Raw genomic sequence first — 24,176 nt, 5'->3', positions numbered from 1 at the left:
TCTTGGTATGTGAGGTGATAGGAAATGAGTAAAGACATACCCAAGGAATTAGCTCAAGCATTAGCGAATAAAGGAGCAGCATCCCATGCTATTAAGAGTGTCAAGGAACAAAAAAATAAATAATCATCCGATAACGAGTTTAATGCCACCTTGTTCAATGATTTTGACCTGGGGCGTATCTTCTTTTTTAATATAGCTTTGTTCCTGCCAACATTTCTCTTCGTCTATCCTCCATGCTGGGCAGGGGAGAGGGACGTCACCCTTCTGATATTTTTTAAGGATATCGTTATATTCTTTTGAATGGGCGGCTATAAATAAGGCCAGACGGAAAATTTGGTTGCGATCTAATGAAGTGGCATTATGAACTTCACTTACATAGTCCTGATAAATGGACGGATATCTTACCGTAGGTCGGTATGTCATTTTGAATTACCCCCTTTATAAAAGGTATGACGTCAGTTAGTTAAAATGCTTGTAGATTAGCTATATATAAGTTTTTTCAAAACAAAAAACCAGTATCATTCGTTTGTTCGTATGTTTTTAAATTTAAAAATGGCCAGTAACAGAAATATGCTCTGTTACTGGCCAGAAGTTTAGAGATATCAAACTTTATCGAGAATATAAACAATTTTTTTATTCTTTCTTCCCTCTAAAACCTTGGAGTATTTCATATTACATGCCTTTAATGCATCTTCTAAAAAGAATTGAAGATCGAGATCTTCCAAAGGAACCGATATTCTTCTTTTCTCTTTTAGGTTATTAAAAGAATCCGCAATTACGTCAACTGTTAACATGATCAATACCCCCAGTATAGAATTTATTTATACCAATACAAAAGGTGCTTATCTGCTTTTTTACGGGAACAAATGGATTTTCACCTTCATTATCATAAGCGAAATGTTCATCTACTTCATTTCCTAAAAAGTCCCTGTCTACGTCCATATAACCGAAACAGCATAGCGTAATCAGATCAGTAGCAACCTTTCCATACAAATCATTAAGCACTTTATCTCTTGCTATCAATCAATGAATAAAGCTAGCTCCATTATGTTTATGTTTATCTCTATCTCTTAAATGAAGGTTGAAAAGTTTTTCTGGATCCTATACCCCAAATAATATTTAGACTCTTTAGAAAAATTAACACCTACATGTTTGTTACTAATTAATTCTTTATTAATCATATAAATTCCCCCCCCTATAAAATAAAGTTAATATAATCGATAAACTATACACATACGGGGTGAATAAGGGGTACGAAAAATAAAGCCTGTATCCAACGATGATCAGGCTACTTTTCTACTTATAATCAGTATTATGTAAACTGGCTTTCAGGTAGGTACAACATATGACGAGGATCTACTAAAATAAATTAAGTGACTACCGTCAGTACAATAAGAAAAGGCTATCAAAAAGTAAGTCATGTTTTTCCGCTAATGCATCCGTAAGTTTAATTCTGCCCCATTTAGTTACAATTAAAAAAACCACCGCTTGGTAGCTATATCTATACATTCTAAGATTACATTATTGAACTATTAAGGGCATTAAACTTATATTTAATTTAACAATTTCAATGAATAATATTTTTTTCCATTAACGAATACATAAGCACCAATGTTACAATCTTCAGGGGATTTGCTCCCTACAATGATTAAAATAGGTTCAGGACAATTATATGCTTTGTTTTTCGAAATTTGTTTCATTTCAGATATATCGTAACTACTTGGCGTTGGAGCACCATCTGGATGATAATGCCATTCTCCTAAGTAAAAGTCACCTTGTTTCTTCCAGACGTCATCCAACAACTGTTGCAATCCTTTTGTTCCTCTATGAAACCATGTCTTACCACCTTTTGAGTCTGTAGGTGCTCCAGTTACTATAGTAACTACAGCTCTTTTTAAGTCAGGAGAATAATTACCAATTAATATTCCACCTGTTTCTTTTGGATAGGATTGTCTACACATATTATAAATAATACTAATCAATTCTTTTTTAATTTCCGCACCGAAAGAGCCATCTTCATTTACGTACAATAATTCACTCATCCAACTCCTCCCGACTAACAAGAGAAATACCTGTGAAATATTCCCCATCCCATTGTTGTTCATAAACAATAAGCGTTGGCTTATTTACTTTTGGCATAAAAGCTAGTTCAATCGATTTAAATGCGGTGGATACCATTAGCCAGACATCATCAGCTCTGGCTGGAAATACAGGATGCCAACAACCTAATCCTTCCCGAGGAAAAACAATATTTGCTGTATCATTTTGTTCCTTCTCCAACCATGGTTGCATTAAAGTAATGTAAGCGGAGTGATTAAATTTATACCCTTTTGAGTAAAAAACAAATAAACGCTTAGCTCCATAACCTAAAGATATCGATATAAAAGTCTTTAGATGATTGAATTCATATTGTGACAAGTAAGCCATTGTTTCGTCTTCCCCAGTACAATCCAAAAACAACTCAAAATCCTCTGGATCAATTGAATCAACTATAGTGGAGAATTTATCTCGATTCCCTTTTATTATACTTTGGGATGATATACGATTTAATCTTTCCACTAGAGAATCAACCTTGAACTGCAGTGAATCTTTTAAGGTTAATGTATGACGTACTATATTGCCAGCCTTCAAAATGTCATCGTCCATGATAGTTATTTCTTTTTGTCCACCTCGTACTAGCAATTCTGAAATCATAGATCCAACAGCTCCGGCTCCCAACTGTAGAATGGATATATTTCTGATATTGCTATTAAGTCTGCCTCTGTTAAACATTTCATCCTCATGCCAATTTTCTGAACGAAGCCAGTTTATTTGTTTATTAAACCTAAATACTCTCTTTGTATCTTGAAACCAATTATGTTTCTCAATATCCCGAAAACCATTGAGATTCTTGGTTACAGTACTTAACTTAGGTACAAGGATTGGTTGCCAATAGATTAACTCAGGAATACCTTTCACTTTTTCAGAAATAGGAAAACCAATTAAAAGTACATGAGGCCTACCATCACGGAGCTTTGGAGCTATTTTAGACAACAATTTCAATAACTCTATCCCCTGCTTTTTACATATCAGATTCAGTTCTCCCCATGACATAGGTGCCTGCCAAGGTAATATAAAGGGTAATTCTTTCAAAATCAACCAAGCCCCAATCAATGTTTTTGTTGAGGATTCATCACCACTAATAACTGTGCGCAAAGAAGCTTGGGACACTACTTCTCCATCTAATGTAGAAAATTTAGTGGGCACCATAATAACAGGTTCTTCCTTTTTATATAAAAAAAGCTCTAAAAGTCCATATGTCTTTTTACTTTTCTGCCAATTTATAAACGATTCGTTATTCTCGTAAAATGCAACAGTATCTAGAGAACTTTCATTAAAGTCCGGCAATTCAAATGGATCTCCAGAAGTACTTAGTCTCCCTTTTTCAGCTTCCTGTAACCAGTTTAACGCTCTTTCAAAGTGCCAAAGTAATCGGAGATGAGAATCAAATGGCTCGTTGTCTAATCCCATACTCTTAAATTTTTTGTTAGTAGTTTCTAAACAAAGATTACCATTTCTCCATGGAGACTCCTCTTTGCCTTCCCCATTATAATTCTGGTGTGGAAAAGTTCCTTTTAGTCCCCCTCTCTTAGCAGGTAAAAATTTTATATTACCCCATGGATATGAATCATCAATATGAACATACCAATTTGTGGTTTTTGGAATTAATTTACTTGATTGATTTTTAAGTGTGAGGCTGCAAAGAAGGACCCATTTTTCAATTAATGAGTCCCATTTTAGATCATCTATAATTTCAACACTATCTAATTCTTCAACCATTCTCCTTGCCATTAGCAATTCATCTTTAGGTCTATATTGTCGTCTATTAAGCAAACCTATTTCCTCCAATAGTAGTCTTATCAATCCGTTGAGTAAATCCAGAATTTTCATTACTACCTTCAGTTTTAGGTTTCGGAGGTTCAGGAAATTTGCTTCCAAATAAGTCTCTCCAAGCAATAGCACTATCATAAACCGTTTCAGCATCTAATGCTTTACGAGCTATTTTGGCTGCTTCCTTCACGCATTCATAAAAAGATGCATATTCTTCATCTGTTAACCGATCAAATACATCATGTTCAGGGACTCCATGATCGGTCATTTCTGGTTTTGTGGGATAACTATCAACAATCATCTCAAGTGTTGATGTAACCCCATTAGCAACTGAAACAATACCGTCTGGACAACATAGGCCAATTAAGTGTTCAAAAGGATAACTTTTTGGGTGACTTCCTTCTGGATCGTCAATACGCCTCCACCATTTTAAAGCTTTCACAACATTAACGTAATGCTTATTACACTTTTTATTTTTATCCCATGTCCATTTAATTTGTGCTAAGGGATTAGTAGGTTCCCATATTTCTGCATCCCTATTTGGAATAAACAAAGGTTCTGTTTTCCACTCTGCTTCATTAGCTGCTCTTTCAAAAAGCAAAAATGATTCTGAGCGAATATCCTCTGGAAAGGTGATTGATTTTTGCAAATTCCAATCCATTAATTCAGCAATTGTGTAATCAGTAGCGACGCCTTCTTCTTCCAATATTTCTTTTTGACTTTCAGAAGGAGCTGAAGTTACCACTAAATCCAAATCAACGTAACTGAGCTCAATACCCAAAGATCGTCCTTGAATTCGATATTTATCCTTATAATATTTGTCTAAAAAAGGAATAAAAAGATCATGAGCTTGTTTCGGAGTGTATTCTTCTTTATCAAGATTCGTTACTACAACGACATCCACATCCGAACGTTTACCGTTTTTCGGTCTAACTGCAGTTGCGCGACGGTAACTCCCTTGCAAGAAGGTATTAACAATAATCTTAGAAAGATCTTCATCTTCTTTTAGTCGGTCACGCAACGTTGTGTGACCTGTGATTAGATCGTCAATTTGATTGTCTGTTAAGCGTATATTTGAAAGAAAGTCATTAAAATATGTCGGTAAAGAAGCCATTTTATTCCTCCAATAAATTTATATTTTACAGGAATGAACATAACCTGTTCCATCATACTCAAACGTTTGAATTGGACATGTAGCAGTTAACCAATGTCCAGTAATAACAGCCAAACTTAGTGGAGCATTAATAAACATTAAAACCTCTTTTATCCCTTGAGATTGTAAAGAATCGATTGTTTCTTTTACTTTAATTGCATATGCCACTGCTTGTCTTTCATTTTTTATACTTTCTTGTCCCGTGCCATTCGGTGGGAGTATGTTAACAATTTGTTTGTATTGAGTATCAGCTAATCCTGAAAGAAAATCCTTTACTTGATTTTGAATATTATTTGTAACACTTAAAATCACTACTGCTGTATTGCTTTCATCACTATTTCCAACCGAGTAATTTGGAGTAGCTTTAAATGAGGGATCTGAATCATTTCCTTTCCAAATTGCGGAATAATGTTCGACCTCTAGCTTTACACCTTTAGTCCGCGAGAATCTGCCGCCAACCAGTAAACCCCCTGTTAAGCAAAACTTACCATAAAAACGTATCTTCCCGCCTTTATGAGCCCACTTCTCATTCCACATATCCAAAGCTGGTTTAATGGTAGGAATTAAGTCTCTTTCCCATGCATTAATGTCAGGAAGTTTTCTTGGTTTTGAAGTAATATCAAAATAATCACTCCAATCGATTGTATAGTCTGCACCTTCTATTGTTCGTTTATCATAGCCATTAATTCCTAAAATCATCGTTCCTTTATCTTCATTGATAATGTTTACTAGTAACTTCTTAATATGTTTAAAAGTCGGACTTCTCTCATCACCTTTACATAAAGAAGTATGAGTATCATCCACTTCAAAAACATGCTCAGCATCAATGTGAAAAGGGTTTGAGGAATCAGGAGTTACGACTCCATCTCGTACACCTATAATGGATAATCTATGAAAATTATATTGCAGATCCAAAGAAAGTGAAGCAATACCACCTCTAGTAACATATTTTTGCCAATTCTTTCTTAAATCTAAAAGTAACTGATTATCTTTTCCTAAAGATTTTATTTGCTTGTTAAAAGGAATTTTAGCCCATTTTGACCCTTCAAAAGGAACCCCTAAAAATACAATTCCCTTAATTTTATTTAAATTTTGTTTGTCAAAAACTTCGTACCGATCTAGAATATATTGCTGTGCAGCTAAGCCTCCCATGCTATGAGTTACAAAAATTAGATTATGATTTGGAATATCTGCTTGAATTTTTGAATACAATAATCCTGCAACCGCCTTAAAGTCATATTGTTTAATAGATAAACCAGTACCGTAACCAAAAGAATAAACATCAAACCCTCTTAATTCGTTATCATGTATGACTGCTTCTATTAATCCAGTAGAATTTCTATCTTTTCTCCAAGTATCTTCATGGTGACCAGTAAACCCATGAATAAAAATAACAGCGTATTGATTTTGACTAGATGATCTTTTAAATAAATTTGCTATTGTTCTTCCCACTTTGATTACTCCTTCTATGTTTAACCCATTATAGGTAAATGGCAGTGTCGACCTATTTTTAATTGAGGATAAACGAACGTTAGTTCATACATTTTAACCTGATTAGTCAGCAATAGTCAAATATTGTATAAAATATAAATACTACAAAAACAAATCCGAAATACCTACGCTAACACAACCTTATTCACATCAATTCATAATATTTTACTAGCCTTTATCATTTTCGCATGTTTATCAAAAAGGTTTCTATATACGGCGATATAAATAAAGTTTTTGTTAACCTGTCCCTGTACACTTACTACAATAAAAAAAGGCAATCACCTACCTGAAGAATAACTTCTATAAATTTGAAAAGTGTTCGTAAATCCCATTAATTGAATACTATAGTACTATTCAATTAAATATATAATTGCTCATCAGAAACCTTTACCTCAACTCAGTAATAATGCCGAGCCACTTCTGGTACTAAAAAATACAACCGCCTCCCCTTTCTCCCGTGGAAAAAGCTACTTTTTTTGACGAGTTTCTTCTATTATATAGTGACTTTTTTAAAGTCACTTTCATATTCCTTAACCAACTTATAAAAAGTCGTCTTTTTAACACCTAATTCCGCCATGGCTTTAACGGCTGTCATCTCTCCTGCTTTCCAAAAATCATAGACTTCTTTAAACTCTTCCGTTACTTGAGCTTTCGGTCTGCCGAAAGGCACACCCTTTTGTAGAGCTACATCAATTCCTTCACGTTGCCGTTTTCGTATACGGTCCCGTTCCTCTTCCGCCATCCAGGATAGTATTTGTAAAACTAAATCAGCGATAAATGTACCTAGGCTATCCTTAAATTGTGTAGTGTCCAACAATGGCATATCCATGACCACGATATCTGCTTGGATATTTTTCGTGATGTCATTCCATTCTTGTAGAATTTCTTCCTTGTTCCGGCCAAAACGATCGAGTGAATGAATATATAGGACATCCCCTTTCCGGATCATACGTTTTAACAATTGATATTGAGCCCGGTCAAAGTTTTTCCCACTTTGTTTATCTAGGAAGATATCTCGTTCATCTAATCCTTTTTCTTTCATGGCCTGAAGTTGACGTCCTTCATTTTGATCTTTGCTACTAACTCTTATGTATCCGAATTTACGAACTTCCATCTTTTTACTCCTTTTTCTACTTACTTTCCTATTATTCTACCAAAAGTGTTCGTAAAAGTGTATGGAAAATCACGAACGTTCATAAAGTGTTTTTTAACTTTAACGAACGTGAAAATGAGTTGATTTTATAAAAAAAAGAACCGTTCGTAAAAGTGCACTTTTACGAACGGGGTATGTAACTACTTTGAACAACTCAACCGAACAACTTCAATCTGTTTTTCGAGTATTACAGGGTGTACCATATGGGATACCCTCTTTCATAAAAAACAATGAATTTTCTATCGCCAAATTATTTTCAATATAATTTATAAATTAAACTGCTTCTTCCGCTTCTTCAAAATTTATTTCAGGCGGTTGCTTTTTAAAAAATTTTGTTAAGAACAGCAAATAAATAAAACCGATAGCTGCCCAGAGACTGCCAAGTATTAAAGCGTTTTTATCCAGGTTCAAAAACAACCAAATATCAAGGGAAGCTCCGATGGCTGGTAAGAGTAAATAAAGCACAAAATGTTTCCCTCCGCGTTTTTTTCCTTTCACATAATAATGGGCAATGACAGAAAGATTTACAAATATAAAAGTAGCAAAAGCTCCAAAGTTAATAAAAGAAGTCGAGGTCGTAATATCAAAGGTCAAAGCTAATAAAGCAATACAGCCTATAAAAAATAAATTAAACACTGGTGTATGGGATGCTGGATGAATATATCCAAAAAGCTTTTTTGGAAGAACAGAATCTCTTCCCATTGCGAGCATAAGACGAGCCGCACTTGTTTGAGCTGTTAAACCGGAAGCAAATTGTGCAATGATTAATCCTGCGAGGAAAAGGGCACTAAATAAATTTCCACCAATTAGACGGGCAATCTCAAAAGCTGCGGAATCAATATTTTGAAATTCTGTATAGTGGGGGAAAACAAGATAAAGAAAGTAGGAGGAGAAGATGAAAATCCCTCCACCGATAAACGTAATGAGCAAAATCGCTTTTGGAATTGTTTTTTTCGGATTGATCGTTTCTTCTGAAAGAGTGGAAACTGCATCAAACCCTAAAAATGAGTAGCAAGCAACAGAGGCTCCTGCCAATAATAGGGAGAACGATGCATCACCGCTCATAAATGGCTCCATAGAAAACAGCGTTCCTACTCCCGTGCCTTGGATAATATTCACGGAACACAAAACCAAAAATAGGAAAAGAACAAGCAATTGAAAAGCCATCATTAAAAGGTTTACATTCTTCATCACTTTTGTTCCAATTAAATTAATCGTTGTGGTGAGCACTATAAAGGCAACGATCCATACCCAAGATGGAACAGATGGAAAAACGGCGTTCAAGTAAACGCTTCCAATCAGCCAGATTACCATCGGCAAAAATAAATAATCCAATAAAACGGACCAGCCTATAAGAAAGCCGAGTTGCGGGCTAATTGATTTCCTTGTATACGTATAAGCGGATCCTGAAACAGGATAGGCTTTCACCATTTCACCATAGCTGTAAGCAGTGAAGAGCATGGCGGTTAAAGCAATGATATAGGCAACAGGTACAATCCCTTTTGTTAGCTCAGCCATTACCCCATATGTCCCAAAGACAACCATCGGTGTCATGTAAGCAAGGCCAAATAATATAACATGCGACAATGTTAATTTTCGTTTAAATGAAACCCGTTTCTTTTCCATTTAAAATCCTCCTTTTCGTTTAAATAGCCTTGTTCTTTTAGAAGAGACTGTTTTTAAGATTGGGTAGACGTTTGATGTAAATTGGTCAATTTTGAGTAGATTTGTTTGTTCACATTGCCAATATAATTCAACCGGGGATCTTTTTTGGGTTTTACGTCAATGTTCTCGGAAACGATACCTTCCTTACCTTTTGCATCAACCATCACACGGCCTGTATGGTCAACAATCATGCTGCTACCGAAAAACTCTAACTCTTCTTCTCTTCCAATTCTGTTACAAATGGCAATAGGTATTTCATTTTCAATTGCCCGGCTTTTTAAGAAAATGGATTGGGCTTCTTCGTATGGTTTCATATTGGCTGTGGTAATAAAGAGAATTTCAGCTCCGCTTGTTCGTAAAATTCTTGCCACTTCCGGAAATTCAAGGTCATAACAGATCATCATCCCCACTTTTCCAAACTTGGTAGAAAAAACAGGGTAATCCGTTCCTCTTGAAAAATAGTCTGTTTCCGTATCGAATAAATGTGTTTTTCGATACTTTCCGAGAATGTCTCCATTTTCATCAATATAAAGAACAGATATATAGTAAAACTCCTTTTCTCTTTCAGGAAAGGAAAGAACCAGTGCGAGCGACAACTCTTTGCAAATTGCCTGTAATGATCGAATGCTTGGACCGTTCTCCTCTTCCGCAAATTTGCTAACATCATCTTTTAACAAATAACCTGTCAAAGCCAACTCTGGAAACACAATCACATCGGCCCCAGCTGTTTTGGCTTCCTTCATATAGGCTTCTATTTTTTGTGAATTCCCTTGTTTATCTTTTAGCTTTGGTTGGAACTGTGCTAATGAAATTTTAATTTTCTTTGAAAGGAGTGGGCAACTATTGGAGCAAAGGAATAGTTTTAGCTGTTTACTAAATGACCATGGGATAATTATCAAAATGTTTGGAGATATGAGTAAAGTGCTGGAAGAAAGCAGCCATCTGCTAGCAGAAGGAATTAACTTTTCCCATGTGAAATGGCAAGACCTTTTTCTTGGAGGATATGACCTAAAGCAAGACGTCCAGCTTCTTCAAACTCTGCAGGGGACAAGTGTGATCGTTCATTCCATTTCTCTTTTACTTCATGATGCTTCAAAGAAAAACAAGTTGGTTACCTTTATTAATTTATCGAACGTTAATTTGTTGGTCTCCAAGCAAAAACGACCAGTATCCGAGTTGATTATTAATTCCCCGTCCATGCAAAAAATCATCAATATCATTGAAAAGGTATCTGATGTTAATTCTACCGTTTTGCTGCTGGGAGAATCAGGAGTTGGCAAAAGTGCGATTGCCAAACTGATACATCAAAAGAGCACAAGGAATAAAGGTTCTTTCATTTCCATCAATTGCAGTACGCTGCCTGAAAATTTGGTGGAGTCTGAGCTGTTTGGATACGAAGCCGGCACATTTACAGGAGGAAAAAATAAAGGGAAAACAGGTTTGTTTCAAGCAGCTGAAAAGGGAACCATTTTTCTTGATGAAATAGCAGAATTACCGCTGAATGCTCAGTCTAAATTACTTGATGTTATTCAGGAAAATCGAATTCGGAAAGTGGGAGGGACGACGTTTCAAATGATTGATGTTCGTCTCATCGCAGCAACAAATAAAAACCTTTCCACTTTAGTCGAAAAGCAACTGTTTCGAGAAGATTTATTTTATCGATTAAACGTAATTCCATTAACTATTCCGCCTTTAAGAGAGAGGAAAGAGAGCATCCCTGAACTTGCTCAAAATTTCTTGCATAATTTCAATCGGAAATATAACCGAAACTACATGTTGGATCAGCAATTGTTGGAAGAGTTTATGGATTCTGATTGGCCAGGAAATGTCCGGGAGCTGGAGAATACAATAGAAAGGCTTGTGGTTACCAATTTGTCAGTCTTAGATACGCCATCCCATGATGGCAAGGAAAGCAACCCGCCTCCTTTCACCTACAATCCTGATCGCTATCGGAACGCCGCTTCCTTTTCTTCTTTAAAAGAAGCAAAAGAAGCGTTAGAAAAGGATCTTATTTTACAAACTTATCATGTCTTTCAAAACACATATAAAACGGCTCGGTACTTAAATGTTGATCAATCAAAAAAACTAAAAAAATATAATAGTGAAAATTGATCTGACTATAGGAGGATAGTAAAATGGCCAGGACACTTCGTATAGCACTTGCCCAATTAAAGTGTGAACTGTTGAATAAAGGATACAACTTGAAAAGATCTTTAGAAACGATAAAAGAAGCAAAACAAAAACATGCAGATTATGTGCTGTTTCCGGAATTGTTTTTAACAGGGTATATTATGAATGAACAAATTAAAGATTTTGGGGAAACAGTCGAAGGAGAGAGTATGCAAGCAATTTGTGCCTGTGCGAAGGAGTATCAAATAGGCGTCATCTTTGGATTTCCAGAAAAACAAGAAGATTGTCTATATAACTCGGCTGTTTTTATTAATAAAAACGGAGAGATTGTCGATGTGTATAGAAAAACGCACCTTTATCATGAAGAACAAAAGCACTTTACATCAGGAGATCGCTGTGAAGTGATTGAGGCTCCGGAAGGCAAGTTCGGTTTATTGATCACCTATGATCTCGAGTTTCCCGAAATGGCGCGATTGCTGGCACTGCAAGGCGCAGAGATCATCTTTATTTTGTCCGCCAATATGGTTCCCTACCAAATATATCAACATGCTTTTGTTCATTCTAGGGCTATTGAAAACCATCTATTTACTGCAGTGACAAATAAAGTCGGGTTGCATATTGATAACATCTTTTTTGGTGAAAGTCAGGTGGTTGCACCGGATGGGAAAACAGTATACAAGGCAGGTAACAATGAAATACTGCCTGTGGTTGAAATTGATTTAGAAGAGAACGAACGGTCGAAAGGAATTTTGAATTATTTGTCCAACAGAAGGCCGGAGTTTTATCGCGGTCATGGTTTATAAACCAAAGACACTTGGGTGGAGTTAATTTGGTGGGCAACCAAGTGAAAATACACTACCAGGATTTCCCTCGATAGGTACGTGTTACTTAATATAGCAATTATGATTAGCCTATTAGTGCTTTTTATGCAAGTAAAGCATGTTTCTTTTATAAAAGGGCTTTACTGATTTACTAAAAGCCCGTATTCTCCACCATCAATTTAACTTGCTTCACTACCCGTCTCCATAGCTATCTTCCGCAGATCAAGTGAAAAATCATATTTTTCCAATAATAGTCTGACGGTAACTCGTTTTTTAGTACAGCTGATACTAAACATAAAGTGATGGAAATATACGGCGGCATAGCCATGTGGTAAGGCCAAGGTCTACAAAATCTTTATCATTGGTTCGATCCCAATTGCCGCCTCTAAAATAAACCTCCTACGGTTCCAGAGGTGTCTTTTTATTTTTCGTTATACTGTGGTTTCATTCCTCCCACTCATAATCGGGATTAAATTCTTGCGGCTCCATTTCTGCTTCTTTATATGTAACGGACTTTTCATTTGGTAACGTGACAGTTATTTCGGTTTTTTCTTTATTTAGTTCTAAGGTTAGAAAAGAAGTCTTGTTCTAGATATTATACCGGTTAGTTTTGATCCAGTTGATTCTGATAACTGGCTTTAGGATTTTCCCTTTTCCCTTTTTCGGGATTTTTTCCAGTGTAAACTTGGATCTATCCTCACCACCGGCATCGTCACTTTTGATAAGTATATAAGATTCATCGTTCATCCAACCTCCATATATATGATACCTTGGTGCTTTGTAAGATGGCACATTGTCTTCTGGTGTAGTCTTTTGCACCTCTTTTTTTTCTTGTACATCTACCCTTTCAGGTTTGATGACCATTTCCTGTTCGTTGTCACAAGCAGCGAGACTCCATATAACCAGGAAAGTCCTGAGTAATCAGGTTTTACCATTCGTCGAATATCCGTAAATGGCTTCGTGCCCCCCCATCATCTGCTTAAGCTAATTACAAAAAAAGAACCATTTCATTAAGAAATGATTCTTCCTAGACGAAAATATCTAAGGGGGGAGCTTGCGTGACACACCACCATATTCTAATAATGTATATATATATAGGAGTTTTTTTAAAATTCAATTTGTTTTCTGTTACTGTAAACAATTATTAGTTTTTATCATCTTTTGATTTTTTTATAAAATGAAATCACGGATTTCAAAACAAACTTGTGCTGTGAAGTGGTTGGAGACGTGCTTTCGGATCCAAATATGCCTTTGCGTTGTTAACGGCAGTAGGTGCTTCTCCGAAACCACTTGCGATTAGCTTCACTTTGCCTTCATATGTACAAATGTCTCCAGCAGCATATATTCCCTCGATGTTTGTTTCCATTTTGCTATTTACGACAATAGAATTTTTCTCGATTTCTAGACCCCAGGTTTTGATGGGTCCTAATGAAGAAACAAATCCATAGTTCACAATAACATTATCAACATCCAATATTTCTTTACGATTTCCTTTTACTTCTTCTAAAACTACTTGCTCAATTCTTTCACCACCAGTTAATTCCTTTGGAATGAAAGGAGTACGTACGTCCACTTTTGAGTTATAAAGATTTTCAATACTATGTTCATGAGCACGGAACTTATCTCGTCTATGAACTAGTGATACTTTTTCGGCAATCGGTTCAAGCATAAGAGCCCAGTCCACTGCTGAATCTCCGCCTCCACATACCAGTACTCTTTGTCCAGCAAATGTATTCAGGTCATTTATAAAATAATGGAGGTTACTATTCTCAAAATGAGCAGCTTCCTCAAGTTCAATTTTTCGAGGTTGAAATGCACCGTTCCCAGCAGTAATCACAATCGTTTTTGAATAGTGCACTTCATTGTTTGTTGTTAATTTAAATACCCCATCTACTTGTTTTTCAACCGTTTCTACAGCTTGTTCAAGGCAGATTGTTGATTCAAACTTAGCCATTTGCTCCTTTAAATTATTAATTAATTCTTGTGCTCGGACCTTAGGGAATCCAGCAACATCATAAATGTACTTTTCAGGATATAATGCTGTAAGTTGCCCACCAAGTTGCGGCAAGCTTTCAATTATTTTCACACTCGCTTGACGCATTCCACCATAGAAAGCAGTAAACAATCCTACAGGTCCACCACCTATGATTGTTATATCGTATACTTTAGTGTCTTCTTTCACACATATCCCCCCATTTTAATAGTTATCTTGATAACAATAGTAACCGTACTCCACCAATTCAACTGTTGGATTCATAAAAGGCACCTGTTCTCAGCAGGTGCCTTTTTTTACCTCACCATTTTATAAGTATCTGTTATTCGACTACCGTACCGATTGACTCTAAAACGTAATTGTAAAATCGGGAAACATGATGTTCAATCGGAACTAAGATTCCACCATCTCTGTATGCTTTTGATCCCATGTTTTCTTGACACCATTGACAAGCTTCGAAATCCTGCTCATTTACGCGATGGAATAATTCAACTGCGTCCATTGGATCAAAATCTGGTTTGGCCATTTCATCCGGATCAAATAACCAATCACAAATCACAATCGATCGATTCGTACTAATCGGAATGATCCGGTGAGTGATCACATGATCCGGCGTTAAGTTGATGAATACATGAGGAATAATGGTCATTCCATAATAGATACGGTCATCTTCAGGAAGCAGCCCTTTTAACATTGGTCGATTTCCTTTTCCAGTTATGGAGAATGCCTCCAAATTTTCATTGAAATCTGCCCCTATACCGACTGCATTTTGTGTTCCAATACCTGTTTTGAATTCAGGAAGTGCCGCTGTCAGTTCAGGGTGAATGGCCGAACAATGGTAACATTCCTGAAAGTTTTCTACAATGATCTTCCAGTTTGCTTTCACATCATACTCTTTGCGATGTGCGACTCTTAGATTTTGAATTTGATATCTACCGAATGTCTCAAGTTCGCCGAAGCGATCAAAAATTTGTGAGTCTAATTGTTGTTCAACCGGCATTGGATTTTCAGAAAAATTCAGCCAGATCATACCGTGCCATGTTTGTAGGTTCACTTCTTCTAAACCGTAAGTATCATTATTTATTAACTCTTCACGGCATTCACTCGATTTTGGTACTCCCAGCAAGGAACCGTCAAGTCCATAACTCCACGAATGATATGGACATCGGATGATGCCTGTCTTTCCTGAAGGGTCACTGCAGAGTGTTGCTCCACGATGACGGCATACATTTAAGAAAGATCGCAGCACACGGTCTTTACCCCTAACAATCAGAATATTTTCGCCTTCAACCTTCGTTGTAATGTACTGACCTGGTTCCGCTACCTCATACTCATAGCCAACGAAAAGCCAAGATTTCGCAAAAATATTCTTTTTTTCTAGTTCAAAAACTTCCGGGGATGTATAAAATTCTCCTTTTAAGGTAGATCTGACTTTTCCTTTATCATTTAAGATACTCTGATCCATTGCCATCTATTATTCCTCCTTGGTCCTTTTGGAATCATGTAACGTCAGTCTGACACAAGGTGTTTTATCTATTGTCAAAAACTTACTGATAGGCAAAACGCTGCGGGCTGAATAAATCAATGGGATGATTTGTTTTTCCATCTATCACTAAATCTGCTAATATTTCCCCTACAACACTTGCAAACTTAAATCCATGTCCAGAAAATCCTGCTGCAACTGCCACTTGCGGATGATTGGGATGTGCAGAAATTACAAAATGTTCATCCGGTGTGTTTGTATACATACATGTTTTTCCTTGTAAAAAGCGACCGTTTAATTGTGGAATGCCTTGGGCCAGATACTCTCTCATCATGTCCACTTCATCGCTATGCACGTTTCGGTCAATGGTTTCTGGTGTACATGGTTTTCCCTTACGGAAAAAGGCGACTTTTGCTCCTTCTGCACCTATTCCTACAGAAGGGAAACCATATAATTGTACATTGTCATCTGCTTCCCATATATAAATCGGTTGATTTCCAACACGGAACGGCTCAATTCCTCTTGTTGGCTCAAAGAACATTTGAATATGACGCTCTACTTGTAAGTTTACCCCTAAGTCTTTCAAAATTTGTGGTGCCCAGGCTCCTGCAGAAATGACCACTTTTCCAGCTTCGTATGTCCCGTTATTTGTTACAACACGGACACCTTCACCAGAAGGGTGTGCTTCCCACGATTGAACAGATTCGAAGAATCGAAGGTCGGCACCATGCTTCTCTGCATGAAGAAGATGGGTGTATACACTACGTTCTGGTCTGACAAACCCAGCCTTTTCTTCGTATAATGCGATTGTGTTAGGTGATGGGTTAAACACCGGGAAACGTCCGCGAATATCAGTTGCCTCCAGCACTTCGTAAGCAAGGTCCCACTGTTTCGAACTTTTAATACTGCCGGATACAGTTAAACTATCTGGAGGCCCCATCATTAATCCTCCCGTAACCGTCATAATCTCTTCCCCGCTTTCTCTCTTAATCTCATCCCATAATTCATAGGCACGAAGTAATAATGGAACATAAGCTGGATCTTCAAAATAAGATTGTCGAATGATTCGTGACCCGCCGTGGCTGGATCCTTGATCATGTGCGGGACCAAACTGCTCAAGGCCCAGAACACGTTGACCTCTCTTTGCTAATTGATAAGCAGCTGTACTGCCCATGGCTCCTAATCCGATAACAATAACATCATAATGTGTTGACATATATAATCCTCCTGGCTGTTTTGATTTTATTGATGAGCCCTCACAGCGGATTGGGTCATTCTTGTTGCTGTATAGCGTTTTCCAAAGTATTCAATACTCAATTGGCTACTTTTATGGACAGTTTCAGGTGATAACAGGGCATACACAATCCCCTTACCAAAGTTGTATGCATAGCCAGCACTTGTTACAAAACCAGCTACCTTATCTTCATCAAATACTGGTTCATACCCCATAACAACCATTGAAGGATCATCCAGTAGTAATGGAGTTAACAATAGGTTAGGTCCATTTGCCTTGCGGTCAAGCAATGCTTGTTTCCCAATAAAAGTTGGTTTGTTAAGGTCGACCAAATGGTCGAGTCCTACTTCATAAGGATTATGTTCACTCCAAAAGTCCTTACCATTTCTTAGTGAAAGTGATTCGATTCGAAGACTTTCAAGTGCACGATCTCCTGCAGCAATGATCTGATAGGGGCGTCCTGCTTCAAATAAAACATCCCATAACTTTAATCCTTGATCGGATGTTGTGAATAGCTCCCATCTTTCTGTTCCGCCATAAGAATCGTACACTGCGAGAACTGGAACATTCCCGATAAATCCTTCTTTGGCTTGTCCAATCTCCCATTCACTTTTAACAAAAGCCTGGGAATCAAGAGAATTCATTATTTCGCTCGCCTTACCACCTATTACGCTAAGACCACACATTCCGTTCGTTAGATCTTGGATCACAACCCGGCTGGATACAGGTACTTGTTTTTTAATCCAGCTAGCTTCAACTGCTCCTGTGCAAAGAACAAAGAATGTTGAAGCTGCGGTACGAATCACTTTTATTTCATCTTTTATACCAGCTAATTCATGAAGCATCAGTGTACTCGTCACCTGTCCGATTGGAATATCAATTGTGCTTGTTGTGAGGTGTTGTAGAAACTCAAGCGCTCCTTCTCCACTTATTTCCAACCGTTTTTTGACTGCTGTCACATCATAAAGTCCAGCATATTGACGAGTATGCAGATGTTCAGCTTCGATGATTGGTGACCAATACTGGGCAGCCCACCCTTTGCGCTCCAAGATGTTTTTTTCATATGTTGCAACAAGCGAATCATTTGCTTCAAACCATTGTGGCTGTTCCCAGCCCGATTTTTCGTTAAAATAAGCCCCTAATGATTGTTGACGCATATAATATGGACTTACACGCATGTCTCGTGATGATTCCGGCTGCATGAACGGATGATGAATATCGTATACTTTTTCATAATTTTCAATGGAGCGTTTCTTATAATAAGCGGGGCTTTGTGCATAAGTGTCAAAACGATTAATATCACACAACTCCAAATCCAGGGTTGGTGCTCCATTTACAATCCATTCAGCCATTTCTTTCCCAACACCGGCAGAATGCGTTACCCATATAGCTTCTGCCGCCCAAAAACCACGAACTTTTTGTGATTCTCCTAGTAGTGGCATCCCATCTGGTGTAAAGGAGAATATCCCGTTTATTCCTCTTTTCACGCCGGCTTGTTTTAATGCAGGAATGAGTTCCTGAGCATCTTCCCATGGCTTTTCAAAATCTTCAGGTGTAAAAGGCTTTACAGATGGCATTTCTTTCGCTTCGCCATATTTTGTAATTTCACTGACCTCAACAGGCAATGCTCGATGTTGATAAGAACCAATTCCTATCCCATTGAATACTTGGCGATAATACATGGCACTATCCTGATGACGGATAATCGGCATTGATACTTCTTCGGTTTCAGCACCTAGTTCTTGTAAGTCATTCGAAAATACATATTGATGAGCGATTGGTTGAAGAGGAATGGTGACCCCTACCATTTCTCCAATGCGAGGTCCCCAGAATCCGGCACAGCAAATAATCAAGTCCGCTTCAAATCGTCCTGCACTTGTTTCCACTGACTTTACCTGGTCATCCACTACCTCGATGTCCGTAACTTCTGTGTGACCATAAAACTTAGTTCCACAAGATTTAGAGAAATGAGCCATTTGGTCAACGGCCCGAAGAGGTTTGGCAATTCCATCTGACGGTACATACAGACCACCATAAATGTTATCCGAGTTGAGTAACGGGTTTTTTTGGGCACATTCTTCTGGTGAAAGAACAAAAGTCTCCATTCCCCATGATTTTGCAACGCCTGCTTTTCGTTTCAAATCGTCTAAACGTTCCTGAGTATTTGCAACTTCAAGACTTCCTACCGAATAGAAAGAAGGTTGACCTTCATGACTTAACTCTTTGAACGCTTCTACTGTTTGAGAGGCCAAAGTTGTCAGCACTTTGGAAAAACCAAGTTGAAACACAAGCCCTGGAGCATGCGATGTGGATCCCCCTGTTTCAAATAACGGTCCTTGTTCAATAACAGTTATGTTTCGCTGCCCCATTTTATTTAAATAATAGGCTGTACTACATCCAACAACACCTGCACCTATGATGACAATTTTCTTTTGTCCCATAACTCTCCGACCCACTCCCCTCTTTTACCTTCATAGTAACTAGTTGGGTTTTTCTTAATCTGTTATAAGAATTACTATGTTCACATTCAAAACCGATCTCCTTGTACATCAAAAGGTATTGAAAATTGACCTACTAAAAACGTTGACTAATTTTTCTAATTGACCTGTTCGATTACACTAAAAAAATATTGTTGTACAATGTTCCTTCTTAAATTTTTTAATAGTGACATTGTTTACAGACTGATAGGCTAAAATTTAAGATGGGGAAGTTTGTAGTATCTTGAGGAAGTTGCAAGATGTATTCTAGGAGGATGGTAAACTACTTCACTTTGAAGATCTGCATAACGATGTACTTACACTTCTCATAAATAAGAAGGATTAGCCGCCACATTCTTAAAATAAACTGCTTCCCCATCACTTTCACCATCGAAAATAACTGTTGTCTTAGGAGAAAAGATTAAAACATCTCCAACTTCTGCTACATATTTATTCCCTTCGACATCACGCACTACCATTTTCCCTTTTGTAACTACTTTTATCTCTATGAAATTAAATTCTGCTGAATAATCTACTGAAGGTTGCAATGCAAAGTAACCCATTGTTAATACTTCTTTTTTGTCTGTGACAGGTGCATCAATAATTTGTCCCTTTAAATCCGGTGTTCCTCGCAACTCACTCAATTCATTTAAAATATAAGAACCTGCCTTAATTAACTTAATACCTGGCTTTTCATCTAAAAATTTTAACTCGTTTTGGGTCAAAGTTTTTTCGCTCATTTTAGCACCTCAAATGTTTTAGTTTTTTAAAGTTCCTAAATTTCAACCGACTTAAACGTAGGTTCATAAATCTTTCACAGGAAAGTATCTAATGGTACTGAGTGGTTTGCGGGAGTTTACTTTCCATCCTCGCTCGCCATAATAAATTTCATGAAAAGAGGAATATGGCAAATATACGCCGCACTCCTCTTTTTTTAATTTAACCGATTTCTACTGGAATTTTAGTAGTTTTAGTTTCTAATGTAGGTTTTTCCAAGTTAAAGCAACGACGGTATATCCATTCATATCCTTTTACATTAATATCTCGTGGATTACCAACCGTTTGAGGATCATTAAATGCTTCCTTGGCTAAGCGCTCAATCTCTTCAACAGGTACACCTTGTTCTGCAAGTGTTGGAATTTCAACGTCTTCAACAAGTTGATATACTGCTGTAACTGCGGCTTTTGCTGCTTCTTCCAAACTCATACCATGAATATTCACACCCATAGCCTGAGCAATACGAGCAAATTTTTCTGGCTCACCCATCCAGTTATACTCCATTACTGGTCCAAGCATGGCGGCAACACAAGGTCCATGAGCAACAGGATGAATGCCTCCAAGAGTTTGTGCCATTGCATGTGCAGCACCGGCAGACTCACTGCCATATGATAAGCCTGCAAGCATGGCTGCTTGTGCCATTCCATAACGAGCTTCAATGTCTTTACCATTTGAAACAGCACGACGTAAATATTTGGCTACGTATTCGATTGCAAGCAACGCGACTGCATCAGTTATTGGTTGTGAATAGTGACATGTATAACACTCAATTGCATGTGAAAGGGCATCAACTCCAGTGCCTGCAGTAATATGCGCTGGCATTGAGACATGGAGTTCAGGGTCAATGATTGTTAAATGTGCAGCGATTAATGGACCGCCCGTATTAAATTTAAATTCACGAACAGGATCAGTAATAACCGCCCACTGAGTTACCTCACTTCCTGTACCGGCTGTTGTTGGAATTGTTGTTAATGGCGGGATCCGTTTTTCAAGCGGTTTTTTACCTTCAGCTGCTTCATAGTTTAATACAGGCTCGCCATGAACGACCTCCACACCAATCGCTTTCGCTGTATCCATGGAACTTCCTCCACCGACAGCAACAAGCCCATCACAAGATAATGATTTATAAATAGATGTTCCTTTTTCCACTACATGAACAGAAGGGTTCGGTTCAACTTGGTCAAAAATAACAACTTCTATTTGTGCCTCTTTTAAACTTTTAACAACTGGATCTATTAATCCTACTTTTTTAACACCGGGATCCGTAACAAGCAGAACTTTGCTGACGCCAAGATTCTTGACCTCTTCACCTGTATGTTTGGCTGCACCTATCCCGTGTTTTAAAACGGTTGGAACTTCAAAGCTTTTTAATCTTCCCATTCTCTCAAATCTCATAAACATCTAGATCACTCCTTCATCTATTTTTATAAAATTAAGTATAGTAATCTTCTTATTTATACTAATTCGACTTTTGCATTTTCTTCTTTAAACCAGTGCATAGGTTCAGGATTTGTATTCATATATATATGTTTAATTTCTGTATATTCTTCAAGGCCCACATGGCTCAATTCGCGGCCAATACCGGATTGTTTATAGCCACCCCATGGCGCTTGCGGAAAGTATGGATGAAAATCGTTAATCCAAACAGTTCCCATACGTAGTTTTTTGACAATCCGTTCAGCACAATTCATATCATTTGTCCAAACCGCACCAGCTAATCCATACAAACTATCATTAGCTAGACGAACAGCTTCCTCTTCTGTTTCAAAAGTCTCCACTGTAATGACAGGACCAAAGGACTCTTCTTGCACGATCCGCATTTTCGTATGACAGTTTGTAAAAATCGTGGGTTCGATAAAATATCCCTTTTGTAATTCAGGTGCAGTCGGACGTTTTCCACCGACGACAAGTGTAGCTCCTTCTTGGATTCCAAGTTGAATATATTGTTCTATAGATTCTAAATGCTCGGCTGAGATAACAGGACCCATTTCAGTCGCCTCATTGAAACCGCTTCCAATATTTATTTTCCTTGTCCGTTCTACAATCGCTTCTACAAAGCGGTCATGAATTTTCTTTTCAACTAACAAGCGAGCTCCAGCAGAACACACTTGTCCAGCATGAAAGAACACAGCATTAAGTGCATAGTCAACAGCCGTATCAAAATCTGCATCAGCAAACACAATGTTTGGATTTTTCCCTCCAAGTTCCATCGAAATCTTTTTAAAGTTACCGCTCGCTGCTTTCATAATGTGTCGACCTGCTTCTCCTCCACCTGTAAATGAAATAAGGTCGACGAGAGGGTTTTCAGCCAACTCCGAACCGACTGTTGAGCCTGGACCCAATACAAGATTCACAACACCTTTTGGAAAGCCTACTTCTTCAAAAATCTCGCACATTTTAATCGATGTAAGAGGTGTAATTTCGGCTGGTTTTAACACAACTGTATTCCCAGCAGCCAATGCTGGAGCTAGTTTCCATGAAGCCTGAAGCAATGGGTAATTCCAAGGTGCAATCAATCCACAAACCCCAACCGGTTCACGTACCACTCGACTGACCGAGTTTGGATTAGGTGATTCGATCATCAGACCGCCGTCTTTATCAGCAAGCCCGGCATAGTATTGAAACACACCTGCAATCCCATCCATATCAGCAAGACTTTCTGTCAACGTTTTCCCTGTATTCAGTGACTCCAACTCTGCCAACTCTTGTTTATACTCTTTTATTTTTTGAGCAACTTGAAAAAGAAGATCACCTCTTTCCGCCGCCGTTAGGCTACCCCAAACCCCTTCATCAAAAGCACTTCTTGCTGCTTGAATTGCTTCTTTAGTATCTTCCCGGCTCCCCCGCGGAACCGTTTCAATGACTTCTTGATTAAAAGGATTGATAATCTCCCTTTTTTCATTACTCTTAGCCTCAACCCATTTACCATTGATGTACATTCGTTTCATTGCCAAATCAACACCCCCAAAAATTGGAATTCGTTAAAAAAATTTTTAACGTTTTTAATATATCGAAAGTATAGTACATAAAATATTGTCAGTCAATACGAAATATTCAGATTATTTTTACGTTGACATTCAAGCTTTCTCTGTTTATATTAAATTTATATTTTATGTATTATTTTGATGAAATAAGGAGGTGATATAATATGGTAGAGAGGGCGTGTGTCTATATGGAAGAACAGAAGAATCACATAGAAATTCTTGAAGAAGCGGAATCACTTGTGATTGATGCTATAGCAGAAACGATGGACCTATATGGGGTAACACATTCCATTGGAAGGCTTTACGGAGTTCTTTATTTTAGTGAAGAACCGATGACATTAAATCAGATGAGCAATAGTTTAGGAATGAGCAAACCAAGCATGAGTACAGGAATCCATTCTCTTGTTGATATAGAAATGGTCCAAAAGGTTTGGCGAAAAGGGGAACGAAAAGATTTATACAAAGCAGAGAAAGACTTTTTTGAATCGTTCCTTTCATTTTTTTGTAAAAAATGGGATCGGGAACTCTCTGTCAATATGCAAGCCATTGAAAAAGCAACTGAAAAATTAAATTCTCTATTGGACACCCCTGCTGTCCCCGATGCTATACAACAAAAAGCAAGAAAAGATCTTCAACAACTTCAAGATTCAACCCAATATTACTTGTGGTTAAAAAAATTGGTCCATGCATTTCGTTCGAAAGAATTGTTTAAAATGATTGAAGAAATTGATTGTGATTAATAGGTTCTCTACTCAAAATAGAGGAAAACAACGATGTGTAAGACATCTAATCTTTACCGATCTTTAGTGTTACTATCCAGTAATGCTTGGTCGGTAAAAAAATGCTGAAATCACCAAAAACAACTATCAAAACCACCTACTATCTATAGAAGAATGGATCCTATTTCTCCTTTGAATGTGAAGCCTAAAAGCCCCACGTTCATTA

The 24,176-nt window shown here is 37.5% G+C and carries 20 protein-coding genes and 1 tRNA gene; 4 read left to right on the top strand and 17 right to left on the bottom strand.

Annotation, left to right across the window (positions count from 1 at the left end; all coding sequences use genetic code 11):
• Window positions 1–123 precede the first annotated feature (123 nt).
• From MHB45_RS27215 to MHB45_RS27175, 9 genes are all read right to left on the bottom strand, one after another.
• Window positions 124–423 (bottom strand): hypothetical protein, encoded by a 300-nt coding sequence (locus tag MHB45_RS27215; protein WP_340908189.1) that lies wholly within the window; start codon window positions 421–423, stop codon window positions 124–126.
• A gap of 179 nt (window positions 424–602) precedes the next feature.
• The gene (locus MHB45_RS27210) at window positions 603–794 is read right to left on the bottom strand and encodes a hypothetical protein (RefSeq protein WP_340908188.1); all 192 of its coding nucleotides are present in this window, start codon (window positions 792–794) and stop codon (window positions 603–605) included.
• Window positions 795–1,553: 759 nt separating this feature from the next.
• Complete coding sequence (locus MHB45_RS27205) at window positions 1,554–2,042, bottom strand: Mov34/MPN/PAD-1 family protein (RefSeq protein ID WP_340908187.1); 489 nt, start codon at window positions 2,040–2,042, stop codon at window positions 1,554–1,556.
• Window positions 2,035–3,873 carry a ThiF family adenylyltransferase gene (locus MHB45_RS27200; RefSeq protein WP_340908186.1) on the bottom strand — a complete coding sequence of 613 codons (1,839 nt, stop codon included), beginning with the start codon at window positions 3,871–3,873 and terminating at the stop codon, window positions 2,035–2,037. The genes MHB45_RS27205 and MHB45_RS27200 overlap by 8 nt, the downstream gene beginning before the upstream one ends.
• Window positions 3,866–4,984, bottom strand: a complete 1,119-nt coding sequence (locus MHB45_RS27195) for an SMODS domain-containing nucleotidyltransferase (RefSeq protein ID WP_340908185.1) — start codon at window positions 4,982–4,984, stop codon at window positions 3,866–3,868. Before MHB45_RS27195 ends, MHB45_RS27200 begins: the two co-directional genes overlap by 8 nt.
• Window positions 4,985–5,002: 18 nt before the next feature.
• The gene (locus tag MHB45_RS27190; RefSeq protein ID WP_340908184.1) at window positions 5,003–6,475 is read right to left on the bottom strand and encodes an alpha/beta fold hydrolase; all 1,473 of its coding nucleotides are present in this window, start codon (window positions 6,473–6,475) and stop codon (window positions 5,003–5,005) included.
• Window positions 6,476–7,007: 532 nt separating this feature from the next.
• The gene (locus MHB45_RS27185; protein WP_340908183.1) at window positions 7,008–7,628 is read right to left on the bottom strand and encodes a recombinase family protein; all 621 of its coding nucleotides are present in this window, start codon (window positions 7,626–7,628) and stop codon (window positions 7,008–7,010) included.
• Between the two features lie 312 nt (window positions 7,629–7,940).
• On the bottom strand, window positions 7,941–9,293 hold the full coding sequence (locus MHB45_RS27180; protein WP_340908182.1) for an APC family permease: 1,353 nt from the start codon (window positions 9,291–9,293) through the stop codon (window positions 7,941–7,943).
• Between the two features lie 53 nt (window positions 9,294–9,346).
• The gene (locus tag MHB45_RS27175; protein ID WP_161802093.1) at window positions 9,347–10,231 is read right to left on the bottom strand and encodes a carbon-nitrogen hydrolase family protein; all 885 of its coding nucleotides are present in this window, start codon (window positions 10,229–10,231) and stop codon (window positions 9,347–9,349) included.
• Here MHB45_RS27175 and MHB45_RS27170 point away from each other — a divergent pair.
• From MHB45_RS27170 to MHB45_RS27160, 3 genes are all read left to right on the top strand, one after another.
• A complete protein-coding gene (locus tag MHB45_RS27170) occupies window positions 10,176–11,444 on the top strand; it encodes a sigma-54 interaction domain-containing protein (protein WP_053111032.1) in 1,269 nt (422 codons plus the stop codon). The two genes, MHB45_RS27175 and MHB45_RS27170, sit on opposite strands and share 56 nt — an antisense overlap.
• 23 nt (window positions 11,445–11,467) lie before the next feature.
• Window positions 11,468–12,265 (top strand): carbon-nitrogen hydrolase family protein, encoded by a 798-nt coding sequence (locus tag MHB45_RS27165; RefSeq protein ID WP_048883401.1) that lies wholly within the window; start codon window positions 11,468–11,470, stop codon window positions 12,263–12,265.
• Between the two features lie 332 nt (window positions 12,266–12,597).
• A tRNA-Cys gene (locus tag MHB45_RS27160) sits at window positions 12,598–12,668 on the top strand.
• Window positions 12,669–12,871: 203 nt separating this feature from the next.
• Here the strand turns inward: MHB45_RS27160 and MHB45_RS27155 are convergent.
• The 8 genes from MHB45_RS27155 to betB form a co-directional block, all read right to left on the bottom strand.
• Window positions 12,872–13,030, bottom strand: a complete 159-nt coding sequence (locus MHB45_RS27155; RefSeq protein WP_161802095.1) for a hypothetical protein — start codon at window positions 13,028–13,030, stop codon at window positions 12,872–12,874.
• Between the two features lie 445 nt (window positions 13,031–13,475).
• Window positions 13,476–14,465, bottom strand: a complete 990-nt coding sequence (gene yumC, locus MHB45_RS27150; RefSeq protein ID WP_048883407.1) for a ferredoxin--NADP reductase 2 — start codon at window positions 14,463–14,465, stop codon at window positions 13,476–13,478.
• A gap of 133 nt (window positions 14,466–14,598) precedes the next feature.
• Entirely contained in the window at window positions 14,599–15,747 is a 1,149-nt protein-coding gene (locus tag MHB45_RS27145; protein ID WP_048883409.1) for an aromatic ring-hydroxylating oxygenase subunit alpha, read from the bottom strand.
• 76 nt (window positions 15,748–15,823) lie between these two features.
• Window positions 15,824–16,975: an N-methyl-L-tryptophan oxidase gene (gene solA / locus MHB45_RS27140; RefSeq protein ID WP_048883410.1), complete on the bottom strand. Its 1,152-nt coding sequence runs from the start codon at window positions 16,973–16,975 to the stop codon at window positions 15,824–15,826.
• 26 nt (window positions 16,976–17,001) lie between these two features.
• On the bottom strand, window positions 17,002–19,434 hold the full coding sequence (locus MHB45_RS27135) for a GcvT family protein (protein ID WP_048883412.1): 2,433 nt from the start codon (window positions 19,432–19,434) through the stop codon (window positions 17,002–17,004).
• A 362-nt stretch (window positions 19,435–19,796) separates the two neighbouring features.
• The gene (locus tag MHB45_RS27130; protein ID WP_048883413.1) at window positions 19,797–20,210 is read right to left on the bottom strand and encodes a hypothetical protein; all 414 of its coding nucleotides are present in this window, start codon (window positions 20,208–20,210) and stop codon (window positions 19,797–19,799) included.
• A 199-nt stretch (window positions 20,211–20,409) separates the two neighbouring features.
• Complete coding sequence (locus MHB45_RS27125; RefSeq protein WP_048883415.1) at window positions 20,410–21,648, bottom strand: iron-containing alcohol dehydrogenase; 1,239 nt, start codon at window positions 21,646–21,648, stop codon at window positions 20,410–20,412.
• 53 nt (window positions 21,649–21,701) lie between these two features.
• Entirely contained in the window at window positions 21,702–23,195 is a 1,494-nt protein-coding gene (gene betB / locus MHB45_RS27120; protein ID WP_048883483.1) for a betaine-aldehyde dehydrogenase, read from the bottom strand.
• Window positions 23,196–23,395: 200 nt separating this feature from the next.
• Between betB and cudC the strand changes: the two genes are divergently transcribed.
• A complete protein-coding gene (gene cudC, locus MHB45_RS27115; protein WP_237766663.1) occupies window positions 23,396–23,971 on the top strand; it encodes a choline uptake/conversion transcriptional regulator CudC in 576 nt (191 codons plus the stop codon).
• The last annotated feature ends 205 nt before the right edge of the window (window positions 23,972–24,176 follow it).

This window comes from Peribacillus sp. FSL K6-5616 (genome assembly GCF_038008245.1).
Classification (GTDB): domain Bacteria; phylum Bacillota; class Bacilli; order Bacillales; family DSM-1321; genus Peribacillus; species Peribacillus frigoritolerans.
This window is presented reverse-complemented; position numbering and strand designations above follow the sequence as displayed.

Bases quoted from the DNA above. Each gene is read 5' to 3' on its own strand.
- MHB45_RS27215 (WP_340908189.1), bottom strand. From the start codon at position 423: ATGACATACCGACCTACGGTAAGATATCCGTCCATTTATCAGGACTAT.
- MHB45_RS27210 (WP_340908188.1), bottom strand. From the start codon at position 794: ATGTTAACAGTTGACGTAATTGCGGATTCTTTTAATAACCTAAAAGAG.
- MHB45_RS27205 (WP_340908187.1), bottom strand. From the start codon at position 2,042: ATGAGTGAATTATTGTACGTAAATGAAGATGGCTCTTTCGGTGCGGAA.
- MHB45_RS27195 (WP_340908185.1), bottom strand. From the start codon at position 4,984: ATGGCTTCTTTACCGACATATTTTAATGACTTTCTTTCAAATATACGC.
- MHB45_RS27185 (WP_340908183.1), bottom strand. From the start codon at position 7,628: ATGGAAGTTCGTAAATTCGGATACATAAGAGTTAGTAGCAAAGATCAA.
- MHB45_RS27180 (WP_340908182.1), bottom strand. From the start codon at position 9,293: ATGGAAAAGAAACGGGTTTCATTTAAACGAAAATTAACATTGTCGCAT.
- MHB45_RS27165 (WP_048883401.1), top strand. From the start codon at position 11,468: ATGGCCAGGACACTTCGTATAGCACTTGCCCAATTAAAGTGTGAACTG.
- MHB45_RS27155 (WP_161802095.1), bottom strand. From the start codon at position 13,030: ATGAACGATGAATCTTATATACTTATCAAAAGTGACGATGCCGGTGGT.
- MHB45_RS27145 (WP_048883409.1), bottom strand. From the start codon at position 15,747: ATGGCAATGGATCAGAGTATCTTAAATGATAAAGGAAAAGTCAGATCT.
- solA (WP_048883410.1), bottom strand. From the start codon at position 16,975: ATGTCAACACATTATGATGTTATTGTTATCGGATTAGGAGCCATGGGC.
- MHB45_RS27135 (WP_048883412.1), bottom strand. From the start codon at position 19,434: ATGGGACAAAAGAAAATTGTCATCATAGGTGCAGGTGTTGTTGGATGT.
- MHB45_RS27130 (WP_048883413.1), bottom strand. From the start codon at position 20,210: ATGAGCGAAAAAACTTTGACCCAAAACGAGTTAAAATTTTTAGATGAA.
- MHB45_RS27125 (WP_048883415.1), bottom strand. From the start codon at position 21,648: ATGTTTATGAGATTTGAGAGAATGGGAAGATTAAAAAGCTTTGAAGTT.
- betB (WP_048883483.1), bottom strand. From the start codon at position 23,195: ATGAAACGAATGTACATCAATGGTAAATGGGTTGAGGCTAAGAGTAAT.
- cudC (WP_237766663.1), top strand. From the start codon at position 23,396: ATGGTAGAGAGGGCGTGTGTCTATATGGAAGAACAGAAGAATCACATA.